Origin of the sequence: Bacillus sp. 41-22, assembly GCF_025809295.1 — a bacterium.
Taxonomy (GTDB): domain Bacteria; phylum Bacillota; class Bacilli; order Bacillales; family Bacillaceae_G; genus Bacillus_A; species Bacillus_A mycoides.
The window spans coordinates 3,538,084-3,551,472 of sequence record NZ_CP084035.1 but is presented as its reverse complement, the minus strand read 5'-3'; the positions used below and the strand labels follow the sequence as shown (position 1 = coordinate 3,551,472).

Below are 13,389 nucleotides of genomic sequence, written 5' to 3'. Positions count from 1 at the left end.
AGTTTGATAAGGAGTTTTACATATGTTTAAAGATATTAAAATTAGAACATTCCAGAAAGAGGATTTAGAGCAAGTATTACAATTGTTCTATGAAACGGTTCATACGGTGAATGCAAAAGATTATAACGAGTTACAGCTACAGGCGTGGGCCCCAGAGCGACTAGATAGAGAGAGATGGCTACAGTCTTTAGAAAAGAATATTTGTTACGTTGCTGATTATAAAGGTGTGATAGTGGGATTTGGGGATTATAATGATGATCATTACGTAGATCGCTTATTTACGCATAAAGATTATCAAGGACAAAGGATAGCATCATACATACTACAGAAGTTAGAAAAAGAAGCAGTGAACTTGCAGCATAGGGATATATATACAGAGGCGAGTATTACAGCAAAACCTTTCTTTGAAAGCAAAGGTTTTATTTGCATAAAGGAACAAAATAAGCAGCATAATGGTCAGATTTTTATTAATTATGTCATGAAAAAAATAGCCTTCTCATAAATGAGAAGGCTATTTTTCATTATTTTACAGCTTCTTTTAGTTCTTTACCAGCTTTAAAAGCAGGTACTTTAGAAGCTGCGATTTGCATTTCTTCACCCGTTTGTGGGTTACGGCCTGTACGAGCAGCTCTTTCACGAACTTCGAATGTACCGAATCCGATAAGTTGTACTTTTTCGCCAGCAGCTAAAGAGTTAGTGATTGATTCTACTACAGTTTGTAAAACTACAGTAGCTTCTTTTTGAGAAATCTCAGCGTTTTGTGCTACGTTTTTAATTAATTCTGTCTTATTCATGTTTTTCACCTCATATGTAAATAATGCTATTTAAGTTGTTATTATAACGTATAAAACATTCGAGAACAAGTGTACGTACATATATTCGCAAAAAAAATGAAATTTGTAATATTTTTTAGGACCAATTTATAGACATTCAATTTAAGCGGATACAGATTTTTTCTTTAATGCAGTTTGCTCTTTATTGGAAGGTAGTTTCTTATTATAAGATATGAAATAAGGTAATGCTACAAATAACATACCCCCTACTAAGTTTCCGAAGAAAACAAAAATGAAGTTTGGAAAATATTCAACCCAAGTTAAATGACCAGAAAAAATTGCAGCTGGGATGACAAACATATTGGCTACAACGTGTTGAAATCCAATCGCAACAAAAGTCATAACAGGGAACCAAATACCGACAATCTTTCCGATAAATTCTTTACTTCCCATACTGAGCCAAACAGCTAAACAAACGAGCCAATTACACCCGATTGCAGAAATGAAGGCTTGCAGTGGTGTATCTTGTAGTTTAGCTTGTGCAATAGAAACTGTTTTTGCTAAAAAAGCTCCCTCCGTTAAGCCGACGATATGACCAAAAAAATAAGCGACGAATATAGCACCTATGAAGTTGCTAAACGTAACAATAACTAAATTTCGTATGAAGTGAAATAAGTCGATTTTTTTGTGAAGCCATGCCATTGAAACGGTCATCATGTTGCCAGTTACTAATTCACCGCCTGCAAGGATAACGAGTATAAGACCGATAGGGAATACGGCAGCACCTAAAAAGCTAGTAAATGATCCCCAAGATTTTGGCATTGTTCCGATAACATGGATATCAAGTAAATATCCTAATGCTATGAAAGCACCACCAAAAAAACCGAGAATTAGCATAGGGAGCAATGATAAATGAGCTTTTTTTCTTCCAGAATTAGCAGCAAGTTCCGTAATTTCTTCTGGTGTAAATACAGACATGAATAATCTCTCCTCAATAAAATGATAGAATGAATAGAAGGAACATTTTAAAGAATCTATGTATGATAAAAATATGATATGACTTCTGTATAAATTTGTCAAAGTGAATGGGGATGAAATTGGATATAACGAACATTGTTCATGTTGTCACATTAATGTAACAATAAGGATTTAAAGTGATTTTAGAGGTGAAAACATGAATACGCATCATGTAAAAAAAGAACGAAAAAAATCAATCGTAAAGATATTTATTATTAGTTTCATAAGTATATTAATGATACCAGTAAGTTTGTATTTCTATGCGACTGAAATAGAAAGAAGACTAGTAACAGTTACGTGGAATGAAATAGAAGCTCCTACAATTCCTAAAGAGTTTAATAATAAAAAAATATTGCAGTTCTCAGATGTACATTTAGGACCAGATTTTACATTGAAACAACTAGAAAATTTGGTGGAGAAGATGAATGAATTACATCCAGATATAGTAGTTTTTACAGGAGATTTAATAGATAGGTTTGGATCCTATAGTGCGGAAAGAGAAGAAGCAAAGGTTATTTTGCAGAAAATTAAAGCTCCCCTAGGAAAATATGCTGTGTTTGGGAATCATGATAGAGGTGGGGGCGGTAGTTTATTTTACAAAAAGTATATGGAGGAAGCTGGTTTTTCTGTGTTAGTAAATGAAGTGCAGAAAATTAAAGCGGAAAACGGCAAGTATATTACAATATCAGGTTTGGATGATTTTTTATTAGGGAAGCCACAAATAGACTCGACTTTAAAAAACTTAAGACAACAAGATTTCAATATGCTATTAATACATGAGCCGGATGTTGTAGATAAAGTATCTCGTTATCCAGTCGATTTTCAAATGTCAGGACATAGTCACGGAGGACAAGTTCAAATTCCTTTTGTAGGTCCTTTAATTACTACAAAACTAGCTGAGAGTCATGTTGAAGGTATGTATGAATTAGAAGGGAAGAGTAAGCTGTTACATTTATACGTAAATCGTGGTATTGGGACAACCCGAATGCCTGTTAGATTTTTGAGTGTACCGGAACTTTCACTATTTGTATTGAAGCAAAGTAGTGACTGAAGTAGAACGTTTAATATTTTGAAGAATTAAGAGTACTTTTAAAGAAAGTTCTCTTTTTTTATTGATTAAATACAGAATATTATGTATTTTTTATTTAAACTGTTAAAAAGAAAGGGGAATTTCTATGATAGAAACATGGCATAAAGAATTGGAAAGTTTATATAATCAAATGGTTTTGTGGCGAAGAGATTTTCATCAATACCCAGAGCTATCGTTTCAAGAAATAGAAACACCGAAAAAAATAGCTGAAATTTTAAAAAGTTTTCATATTGATGTGAAAACAGATGTCGGGGGAAGAGGGGTAATCGGCGTAATTGAAGGTGGAATACCTGGGAAGACGATGGCGCTACGTGCTGATTTTGATGCACTACCTATTCAAGATGAAAAGAAAGTTTCATATAAATCAAAGGTTCCTGGTGTAATGCACGCTTGTGGCCATGATGGACATACAGCAACACTTTTAGGAGTTGCAAAAATATTAAGTGATAACAGAGACCAACTTTCAGGAAAAATAGTCCTTATTCATCAACATGCAGAAGAGAAAGAGCCTGGCGGAGCAATTGCCATGATTGAGGATGGTTGTTTAGAAGGAGTAGATGTTGTTTTTGGTACACATTTATCTTCTCAGATGCCTTTAGGAATTGTTGGAACAAAAGCTGGAGCAATGATGGCGGCAGCTGATACTTTTGAAGTGAAGATTCAAGGGCGAGGCGGTCACGGCGGTATGCCACATCATACTGTAGATGCTATTATCGTTGCAACACAAGTTATTAATCAGTTGCAACTTTTAGTGAGTAGAAAAGTCGATCCACTTCAATCAGCAGTTTTAACAGTTGGTACATTCCATGCCGGGCAAGCCGATAATATTATTGCGGATACTGCTACGTTTACAGGAACCATTCGAACGTTAGATCCTGAAGTGAGAGAATATATGGAGAAGGAATTTAGACGAGTTGTTGAGGGGATTTGTCAGTCCCTTCATGCTGAAGTTAATATTCAATATAAACGAGGCTATCCAATATTAATAAATCATGTAGCTGAAACACGTCATTTTATGACGGTTGCGGAACACGATCTTGGCAAAGAAAGGGTCATGGAAGTACCACCTATTATGGGCGGAGAAGATTTTGCATACTACTTAGAACATGTTCCAGGAGCATTTTTCTTCACAGGTGCCGGTAATGAAGAAATAGGGGCAACATATCCACACCATCATCCTCAATTCGATTTTGATGAACGTGCGATGTTGGTTGGTGGGAAGTTGCTTTTAAGTCTTGTGAATAGTTATTCAAGAGATGGAAAAGGATTTCTTCATCATGTAGAAGTGAAAAAGTAATTTACATAAATAAAAAACAACAATAGGTCATATAAAACCTATTGTTGTTTTTTATTATTTTTGCAAGGAAAGACTATCAAAATATGTTCTATAGTTATTAGAGAATTCAAAGTTGTTTTTTGCATCCCAATTAATAGACCAAGACATTAGGCCACGGAATGCAGGATAGCCACTCTGACTTGAAAGTTTATACTTTCCTCCGAAAGGAATTCCTTTAATGATATAATCTAAAGCTTTTTTCATTTCAGTTGGAGAAATATATCCGCCACTTGGAGCGGCCGCTGGTGCTGCAGGAAGTCCAATCATGACTTGATCCGAACGAAGAGGCGGGAAAATGTTATTTGCATTACCACCTACAGGAAAACCATGTAAGAGCATATCTGCCATAGCGACTTCGTAGTCTGCAGTACCTTGATTGTAGTTATTACCGTCCATTCCAATCCCGCTACCAGCGTTGTAGTGTTGAACGTGAATGTATGTTAGTTTGTCTTTCACTCCGTAAATAATAGGTAAATATGCACCCCAGATGCTTCCATATGCGCTATAGCCGCCTTGAACATAAGCTGTTTCAGGAGCCATGCTTAATAGGAAATCTGGACCGTAATGGTCTGAAATCGTTCGAATTGCTGAGATAAGATTCACGATTTGAGGAGTTGTTGGGTTTTTAAAATTAGTGTCATTACCGTTTAAGTAAATACCTGATTCAAGGTCAATATCTATTCCATCAAAACCGTATTTATCGATTAGAGATTGTATGGAATTAATAAAACGTTGTTTAGCAGCATTGTCAGGAAGTAAAACGACCCCATTTTGTCCACCTATTGAAAGAACTACTTTTTTTCCTTTACTTTTTAAATAGGAAATATCAGATTTGAATTCTGCATCTGTACCATACACAGGGGAAAATTCAACAGTGGAACGATCACCACCAGTTTCACCGAAAGATACATTGAGTACATCCCATTTTGGTGAAACGTCTCTTAATTTAATAATGCCAGTACCGTTATCAAAGTTATGCCAGTATCCAACGAGTAATTTTGATCCAAAATTGTTTGCTGCTTGTGCTTGAAAGGGAGCTAGCGGTAGCAGTAAGAAAATTACTAAAGTACAACAAATGAATTTGAACTTGTTTAACATATCAACACTCCTATACAAAAAGTTGTCTAGATGTATAATCTTGTTTATTTAATGGTATCTGAAAATTCATTCTCTTGTAAGGTGACTATAATTTTCTCAACAATTGTGTATGGGAAATTATTAAACCTAATGAAATAATTTTTGAAGGAGGTCGAATTACGATTGTTAAATTCAGAATATTTTGATATATTTTAAAGTATAGGATAAGATTTTTCACATAATACTCTTACGTAAATTTCAAAATTAAGTTTGGAAGGGGATGTACAAGAGTTGGATAAAAATCTTAAGAAAGACCTCAAAATACGCCACATTACAATGATTTCCATTGGTGGCGTAATAGGAGCTGGTTTGTTTGTTGGAAGTGGTGCGGTTGTGCATTCAGCAGGTCCAGGTTCTATCGTTTCATATGCATTAGCAGGACTTCTAGTTATTTTCGTTATGAGAATGCTAGGAGAAATGGCAGCTATTAATCCGACAAGTGGTTCATTTGCAACATATGCAAGAGAGGCAATTGGTCCATGGGCAGGTTATACAATTGGGTGGCTATATTGGTTTTTCTGGGTAATTGTTATTGCAATAGAAGCTACAGCAGGTGCTGGTATTATTCAATACTGGATTCCAGAAATCCCACTCTGGTTATTAAGCTTAATATTAACGATTTTATTAACGTTGACGAATGTTTTCTCGGTGAAATCATTTGGAGAATTTGAATATTGGTTTTCATTTATTAAAGTAATAAGTATTGTTTTGTTCCTTTGTCTTGGACTAGCTGTTATTTTAGGATTTGTACCAGGAACGGAAGCACCTGGCACTTCGAATTTGGTAGGTCAAGGAGGATTTATGCCAAATGGTATAAGTTCGGTGTTACTTGGAATCACCGTCGTTATATTTTCATTTATGGGATCTGAGATTGTTGCAGTGGCCGCTGGAGAGTCTGCCGAACCTGTAAAGGCAGTCAAAACAGCAACAAATAGTGTAATTTGGCGTATTCTCGTATTTTTCATTGGATCGATCGCTGTAGTTGTTACACTCCTTCCGTGGAATTCGGCGAACATACTAAAAAGCCCATTTGTGGCGGTACTGGAACATATAGGGATACCAGCGGCAGCGCAAATTATGAATTTTATCGTTTTAACAGCTGTACTTTCTTGTTTAAATTCGGGTTTATATACGAACTCAAGAATGCTTTTTTCAATGGCAGAAAGAGGAGATGCGCCAAAGGCATTTTTGAAATTGAATAGTAGTGGTGTTCCAGTTCGGGCGGTTTTATTTGGAACTTTCTTTGCTTACATTGGAGTTGTTTTTAGTTACATATCTCCAGATAAAGTATTTTTATTTCTAGTGAATGCATCTGGCGGGATTGCGTTACTCGTTTATCTCGTTATAGCAGTTTCACATTTCAAGATACGTAAAAAAATGGGGAAAGCGGAACAACAAAATTTGAAAGTGAAAATGTGGCTTTTTCCATATGTAACATATGTTACAATTGCTGCAATTATAGCAGTTTTAGTTGCCATGCTCGCAATTGAATCTTTACGTTCACAAGCGCTTTTAACAATGCTTGTTACTGTTCTTATAATAATTTCTTATTTTATTTTTAATAGAAATAAAAATAGTACATTGTTGAATCCTAAAAGTAAGAATGAGGAATCTGTTCGATTCTAATTTCTTGTTTTAGAAGAGAGTTACACCCAATCATTGCTATAAAAGAATCATATATAATCATAGAAACAAGTAATTACTATTGTCATAGTGAATATAAACTTTTTTCTTGACTTTTTATATGAAGGCGAGCAAAATGGTAAAAAAGGAAGGGGGGATGACGATGGAAGAGTACGTATTAGAGCTGTATAACTTTTTATATACGACAGAATGGCAAGATATTGTTTCATTTCTAGGAATAATGTTTTGTATGAAAATTGTAATTGTATATATGGAAGAGCAAGGTATGTTCTATTCCTTCTCATCTCCGTTCGATGTGCAGCGCGAGCCGTTGCCAAACTATGCCAAGGTAAATTACGAACAATTTCCTTTTGTGATTTTCTTTATGATTCGATTTATAACAGCAATTGTAAAGAAAAAGGAAAGTGACGATGAAGAGTGCCACTCAACTTGTAATATAGCGACTGCTTTTTAAGCTAAATACAAGGAGGAGATTTATATGTGGTTTCGATTTCTTATGATTGGTTTCTTTTCATTAACAGCAATTTCATTAATGGGATATCAAGTGTCTGAAATATATCAAGCGTATAGCAGTACGTTTTTTAACAAAAACTAATCGCATTGCTATTTGAATAATAAAGCGATAAAATCCTTCTTAAGAAGTATTGTTAAGAAGGGTTTTTTCTTTGCCCTGTCTTACTGTGTCAAACTATTGTCACATTTACACTGTGAATAATATGTTAAAATAGTGAGGTTACGTATACATATTTGAAGGAAGAGGAGTGACCATTTTGGTGGATCAATCAACGAATCAGAAAAGCTATGCTCCTATTGTGATAACGCTTTCTGTAATTGTAAATGCGATTATTTTATTTTTGTTCTTTGGACCTGTTGGCTATGAAGGAGAAGTACATTTTGATGTAACAATTTTACCAATGTTAAATGCAATTTTTAATAGCTTTACGTTCGTATTCTTATTAGCAGCTTTATACTCTATTATTAAGAAGAATGTGAAAATGCACCGTGGTTTCATCCTAGCAGCATTTACAACGACGTTGCTATTTTGTGTTTCTTATTTATCGTATCATTACTTGGCGCCAGCAACACATTTTGGCGGAGAAGGATTCATTAAATATGTGTATTTCATCATTTTAATTACACATATTATCCTTGCAGCAATTATTGTACCGCTTGCATTGTTTGCACTTGTGTTTGGTTTTACGAATCAATTAACACGTCACCGTAAAATTGTACGTTGGACGATGCCGATTTGGTTATATGTAAGTTTATCTGGTGTTATTGTTTACTTAATGATCTCACCTTATTATCAATAAAAAAAATCTCAGCCTGTAGGCTGGGATTTTTTTTATTAGGCAAATATTTTTGTGAAATGAAAAAATTGTGGTATACAAAAGTATAGTTGCTTTTTATATAGAAGGGATGGTAAAGATATATGCAAAATTTTGTATTTCGTAATCCGACAAAACTTATTTTTGGTAAAGGACAGTTAGAGCAGTTAAAAACGGAAATTCCACAGTTCGGTAAAAAAGTTCTTCTCGTGTATGGAGGAGGCAGCATTAAAAGAAATGGTATTTATGATAATGTGATTTCTATTTTAAAGGATATAAATGCGGAAGTATTTGAGTTGACAGGAGTTGAACCGAATCCTCGTTTATCAACAGTAAAGAAAGGGATTCAAATTTGTAAAGACAATGGAGTCGAATTTATTTTAGCGGTTGGCGGAGGAAGTGTAATCGACTGTACGAAGGCGATTGCTGCTGGTAGTAAATATGATGGAGATGTATGGGATATTGTAACGAAAAAATCATTTGCTAGCGAGGCGTTACCGTTCGGTACTGTACTCACTCTTGCGGCAACAGGTTCTGAAATGAATGCAGGATCTGTAATTACAAACTGGGAAACGAATGAAAAGTACGGCTGGGGCAGTCCAGTTACATTCCCTCAGTTTTCAATTTTAGATCCACTACATACTTCGTCTGTGCCGAGAGATCAAACGATTTATGGTATGGTCGATATTATGTCGCACGTATTAGAGCAATATTTCCATCACGGCATGAATACAGAATTACAAGATCGTTATTGTGAATCTGTTTTAAGAACAGTAATTGAAACAGCTCCTAAGCTTTTAAGTGATCTAGAAAATTATGAGCATAGGGAAACAATTTTATATTGCGGTACTATGGCGTTAAACGGCATTTTAGCGATGGGAGTAAAAGGAGATTGGGCAACTCATAATATTGAGCATGCAGTTTCTGCTGTTCATGACATACCGCATGGGGGCGGACTCGCGATTCTATTCCCAAATTGGATGAAGCATGTTATAGATGAAAATGTGAGTCGCTTTAAACAGTTCGCTATTCGTGTATTCGATGTAGAAACAGATGGGAAGACAGATAAAGAGGTTGCATTAGAGGGAATTGAGGCGTTACGTCAATTTTGGACTTCAATTGAAGCTCCAGTAACATTAGCTGATTACGCTATTAGAGAAAGTGAAATTGACTTAATGGCGGATAAAGCGATGGCTTATGGTGAATTCGGTAACTTTAAAAAATTAAATAAAGATGATGTTCTTGCAATTTATAAAGCTTCTTTATAAGTGAAGCGAGAGAAGAAACCTATTTGATTGTTGTATCAAATAGGTTTCTTTTTTTTGTTTATAACCGATTTTGATTGATAGTGATTATTTTTGATTGTTTATGGTTGATTTTTGTGATCGTTTTCATTATACTGTAATCAAAGAAGAGGTGAATAAAATGTTAACTCCTGAACGTCATCAAATGATATTGCAACTTGTAAAAGAGCAGAAGGTTGTTAAATTACAACAATTAGTTGAAAGAACAGAAAGCTCTGAATCGACAATTCGTCGTGATTTAGCACAATTAGAAAAACAAAGGTTATTAAAAAGAGTTCATGGTGGTGCCTCTGTTTTAACAGGAAAAGGACAGGAGCCAACGATGATTGAAAAATCATCCAAAAACATTCAAATAAAACAACAAATTGCCAAGTATGCGGCTAGTATTGTTGAACAAGGGGATTGCGTTTATTTAGATGCAGGAAGTACAACATTTGAAATGATCCCATTTTTAATAAACAAAGATGTTACTGTCGTAACGAATGGACTTATGCATATTGAAGCTTTAGTTGAAAATAATATTCGTGCGTATTTACTAGGCGGGATGATGAAGAGTAGGACGAAAGCTTTAATTGGTGCTATGGCACAGGAAAGTATGCAAAAGTACCGTTTTGATAAATGTTTCTTAGGAGCAAATGGTGTACATGAACAGCTTGGTTTTACAACTCCAGATCCAGAAGAGGCACTTTTAAAACAAATGGCATTAACATTTGCGAACGAAGGATATTTCTTAATTGATGAAAGTAAGTTCTCAGAAGTTGCATTTGCGAAAATTGCTAATGTTGAAGAAGCGAATATTATTACAAACCATTTAGAAATTGATTTAGAAAAATATAAAAGACAAACCAATGTAATTGAGGCTGATAAACAATGATCTATACAGTTACTTTAAACCCATCTATTGATTATGTAGTACAAGTTAATTCCTTCGATTTAGGCGCAGTAAATCGAGCAGAGAAAGATATGAAATTTCCTGGAGGGAAAGGCATTAACGTTTCTCGTGTTCTTCATCGTTTAGGTGTTGAAAATGTAGCGCTTGGATTTACTGGTGGATTTACCGGTCGATTTATTAAAGATGTATTACAGGCGGAAGGTGTAACAACAAACTTCGTCCAAGTAGACGGTGATTCCCGAATTAATGTGAAAATAAAAGGGCAAGAAGAGACAGAATTAAATGGGCAAGGTCCTAATGTGACAAATGAACAATTTGAACAATTAATGAAACAAATCAAAAGTATGAGGCAGGGAGATTGTGTTGTACTAGCTGGAAGTGTACCGGCGTCTATCTCAACTACTTTTTATGAATCAATCGCAGCGCTCGGAGCTGAGAAAGGTATTCGCGTAGTAGTCGATGCAAGTGGAAGTGCGCTGCAGCATGTAATTAAAAATAAACCATTTTTAATAAAGCCTAATCATCATGAACTTGGTGAGTTATTCGGAGTAGAGATTTCAACAGTAGAAGATGTTTTACCGTTTGGAAGAAAATTAGTTGAACAAGGTGTAGAGCATGTTATCGTATCAATGGCTGGAGATGGGGCTTTATTATTTACGGCACAAGGTATATATGAAGCAACTGTTCCAAAAGGTGTTGTAATTAATTCGGTTGGGGCCGGAGATTCTCTCGTTGCAGGATTTGTAGGTAAATATGAACAGAAAAAAGATATTGAAAAGGCATTTCAATATGGCGTTGCAACAGGGAGTGCAACAGCATTTTCAGCTGATTTATGTGAAAAAGAAAAAGTAGAAGAATTATTGTCGCAAGTAATTGTAACTAAGCGATAGGGGGAAGTAACATATGAAAATTACAGAACTATTAAAAAGGGATACAGTTATTATGAACTTGACAGCTTCAAATAAAGAAGCTGTCATAGATGAATTAGTTGAGAAATTAGACGGAGCAAATCGTTTAAATAGTAAAGCTGAATTTAAAGAATCTATTTTAAAGCGGGAGTCACAAAGTACAACTGGCATAGGGGAAGGGATTGCTATACCTCATGCGAAGACGAATGCGGTTAAACAACCATCGATTTGTTTTGGTAGAAGTGTAAGCGGTATCAACTATGAGTCGCTTGATGGACAGCCTGCACATCTGTTTTTTATGATTGCTGCGAGTGAAGGGGCGAATAATACTCATTTAGAAACGTTATCTCGTCTCTCTACGTTATTGATGGATGAAGGGGTCCGCAAGCAATTATTAGAAGCAAAGGATGAGGATGAGCTTCTCCGTTTATTTGATGAAAAAGAGAATGAAAAAGAAGACGAAGAAGAAGTTGAAGTAGCAAAGCCAGAAGGGAATGAGCCATACGTATTAGCTGTTACAGCTTGTCCGACTGGTATCGCTCACACATATATGGCTGCGGATAGTTTGAAAGCAAAAGCAGCAGAGTTAGGAATAGCGATTAAAGTTGAAACGAATGGATCAACAGGTGTTAAAAACGATTTAACGAAAGAGGACATTGAACGCGCAACGGCTATTATTGTAGCTGCAGATAAACAAGTAGAAATGAATCGTTTTGCTGGGAAGCATGTCATTCAAGTACCAGTCGCCGATGGGATTAGAAAAACTGAAATCCTTCTTAATCGAGCTATAAAACAAGATGCACCAATCTTTAAAGGGGTAAAAGAGGATGGGAAGGCAGAAAATGTAGAGAAAGAAAAAGGGCTAGGAATTTATAAGCATTTAATGAGCGGTGTAAGTAATATGCTTCCGTTCGTTGTTGGTGGTGGAATTTTAATTGCACTAGCGTTTTCGTTTGGTGGTATAAAAGCGGAAGGTCCTTTAGCTGAATTGTTCATGTCTATTGGGGGAGGAAAAACAGGTGCGTTTTTATTCCTTGTACCAATCTTAGCTGGATTTATTGCGAGTTCTATTGCTGATCGTCCTGGTTTTATGCCTGGTGTTGTAGGTGGGTTTTTAGCAGCACAAGCGAATGCGGGATTTTTAGGTGGATTAATTGCTGGTTTCTTAGCTGGATATGTTGTTTTAGGATTGAAAAGATTATTTTCAGGATTACCAGTACAGTTAGAAGGAATTAAACCTGTTTTGTTATATCCAGTCTTTGGATTGTTGATTACAGGAGTTGTTATGCAAAAAGTAGTAAATCCGCCTGTAGTAGCATTAAATGAAATGTTAACAGGATGGTTAAATGGTTTGAACGGTACGAATGCTATATTATTAGGTCTTATTTTAGGTGGTATGATGGCAATTGATATGGGTGGTCCAATTAATAAAGCGGCATTTACATTTGGTATTGCTGCAATAGAAGCGCAGAATTTTGGAGTTCACTCAGCAGTTATGGCTGGTGGTATGGTACCGCCACTTGCGATTGCATTCGCAACCACATTCTTTAAAACAAAATTTACAGAAGCAGAACGTAAATCTGGTTTAACAAATTATATTATGGGAGCATCGTTTATTACAGAAGGTGCGATTCCATTTGCAGCTGCCGATCCGGTTCGAGTAATAGTAAGTTGTGTTGTTGGTTCAAGTATCGCGGGTGCCTTATCTATGTTATTCCAAATTACATTGCCGGCACCGCATGGTGGATTGTTTGTTATCGCATTAGTGAATAAACCGTTGCTATATATTGTTTCTATATTAATTGGAACGATTGTTTCAGCTATTATGATAGGTGTTTGGAAGAAGAAAGTTAAATAAAAGATAAAAAGGGACAGCTAATAGGAGTTGTTCCTTTTTCGTTACAAAAAGTAATTTAATAATTGGATTATGATGGATTTTGGTAAAAGATGTAATGAAAAG

At 35.5% G+C, this 13,389-nt stretch carries 13 protein-coding genes; 10 read left to right on the top strand and 3 right to left on the bottom strand.

Annotated elements, in window-relative coordinates; translation table 11 throughout:
• The first annotated feature begins 22 nt into the window (after window positions 1-22).
• Window positions 23-502: a GNAT family N-acetyltransferase gene (locus LCF45_RS18050; RefSeq protein ID WP_002128639.1), complete on the top strand. Its 480-nt coding sequence runs from the start codon at window positions 23-25 to the stop codon at window positions 500-502.
• 19 nt (window positions 503-521) lie between these two features.
• On the opposite strand, the gene LCF45_RS18045 is transcribed toward LCF45_RS18050, so the two are convergent.
• The gene (locus LCF45_RS18045) at window positions 522-794 is read right to left on the bottom strand and encodes an HU family DNA-binding protein (RefSeq protein WP_002033657.1); all 273 of its coding nucleotides are present in this window, start codon (window positions 792-794) and stop codon (window positions 522-524) included.
• A gap of 141 nt (window positions 795-935) precedes the next feature.
• Window positions 936-1,751 carry a formate/nitrite transporter family protein gene (locus LCF45_RS18040; RefSeq protein ID WP_002014675.1) on the bottom strand — a complete coding sequence of 272 codons (816 nt, stop codon included), beginning with the start codon at window positions 1,749-1,751 and terminating at the stop codon, window positions 936-938.
• 196 nt (window positions 1,752-1,947) lie between these two features.
• Between LCF45_RS18040 and LCF45_RS18035 the strand changes: the two genes are divergently transcribed.
• Together LCF45_RS18035 and LCF45_RS18030 are read left to right on the top strand one after the other, a co-directional pair.
• Entirely contained in the window at window positions 1,948-2,841 is an 894-nt protein-coding gene (locus LCF45_RS18035; RefSeq protein WP_078203091.1) for a metallophosphoesterase, read from the top strand.
• A 124-nt stretch (window positions 2,842-2,965) separates the two neighbouring features.
• The gene (locus LCF45_RS18030) at window positions 2,966-4,177 is read left to right on the top strand and encodes a M20 metallopeptidase family protein (RefSeq protein WP_263893090.1); all 1,212 of its coding nucleotides are present in this window, start codon (window positions 2,966-2,968) and stop codon (window positions 4,175-4,177) included.
• Window positions 4,178-4,231: 54 nt separating this feature from the next.
• Here LCF45_RS18030 and LCF45_RS18025 read toward each other — a convergent pair whose 3' ends face one another.
• Window positions 4,232-5,314: a chitinase gene (locus LCF45_RS18025; RefSeq protein WP_263893089.1), complete on the bottom strand. Its 1,083-nt coding sequence runs from the start codon at window positions 5,312-5,314 to the stop codon at window positions 4,232-4,234.
• A gap of 270 nt (window positions 5,315-5,584) precedes the next feature.
• On the opposite strand from LCF45_RS18025, the gene gabP reads away from it, so the two are divergent.
• The 7 genes from gabP to LCF45_RS17990 all read left to right on the top strand — a co-directional run bounded on the left by gabP (window position 5,585) and on the right by LCF45_RS17990 (window position 13,287).
• Window positions 5,585-6,979, top strand: a complete 1,395-nt coding sequence (gene gabP, locus LCF45_RS18020; RefSeq protein WP_000360102.1) for a GABA permease — start codon at window positions 5,585-5,587, stop codon at window positions 6,977-6,979.
• Between the two features lie 133 nt (window positions 6,980-7,112).
• Window positions 7,113-7,451, top strand: a complete 339-nt coding sequence (locus LCF45_RS18015) for a hypothetical protein (RefSeq protein ID WP_078175321.1) — start codon at window positions 7,113-7,115, stop codon at window positions 7,449-7,451.
• Window positions 7,452-7,767: 316 nt separating this feature from the next.
• On the top strand, window positions 7,768-8,310 hold the full coding sequence (locus tag LCF45_RS18010; protein ID WP_000228316.1) for a DUF420 domain-containing protein: 543 nt from the start codon (window positions 7,768-7,770) through the stop codon (window positions 8,308-8,310).
• A gap of 119 nt (window positions 8,311-8,429) precedes the next feature.
• Window positions 8,430-9,593, top strand: coding sequence for an iron-containing alcohol dehydrogenase (locus LCF45_RS18005; RefSeq protein ID WP_002128630.1), 1,164 nt, complete (start codon window positions 8,430-8,432; stop codon window positions 9,591-9,593).
• A 157-nt stretch (window positions 9,594-9,750) separates the two neighbouring features.
• Complete coding sequence (locus LCF45_RS18000) at window positions 9,751-10,503, top strand: DeoR/GlpR family DNA-binding transcription regulator (RefSeq protein WP_002128628.1); 753 nt, start codon at window positions 9,751-9,753, stop codon at window positions 10,501-10,503.
• On the top strand, window positions 10,500-11,411 hold the full coding sequence (gene pfkB / locus LCF45_RS17995) for a 1-phosphofructokinase (RefSeq protein ID WP_263893088.1): 912 nt from the start codon (window positions 10,500-10,502) through the stop codon (window positions 11,409-11,411). The genes LCF45_RS18000 and pfkB overlap by 4 nt, the downstream gene beginning before the upstream one ends.
• 13 nt (window positions 11,412-11,424) lie before the next feature.
• On the top strand, window positions 11,425-13,287 hold the full coding sequence (locus LCF45_RS17990) for a PTS fructose transporter subunit IIABC (protein ID WP_263893087.1): 1,863 nt from the start codon (window positions 11,425-11,427) through the stop codon (window positions 13,285-13,287).
• The last annotated feature ends 102 nt before the right edge of the window (window positions 13,288-13,389 follow it).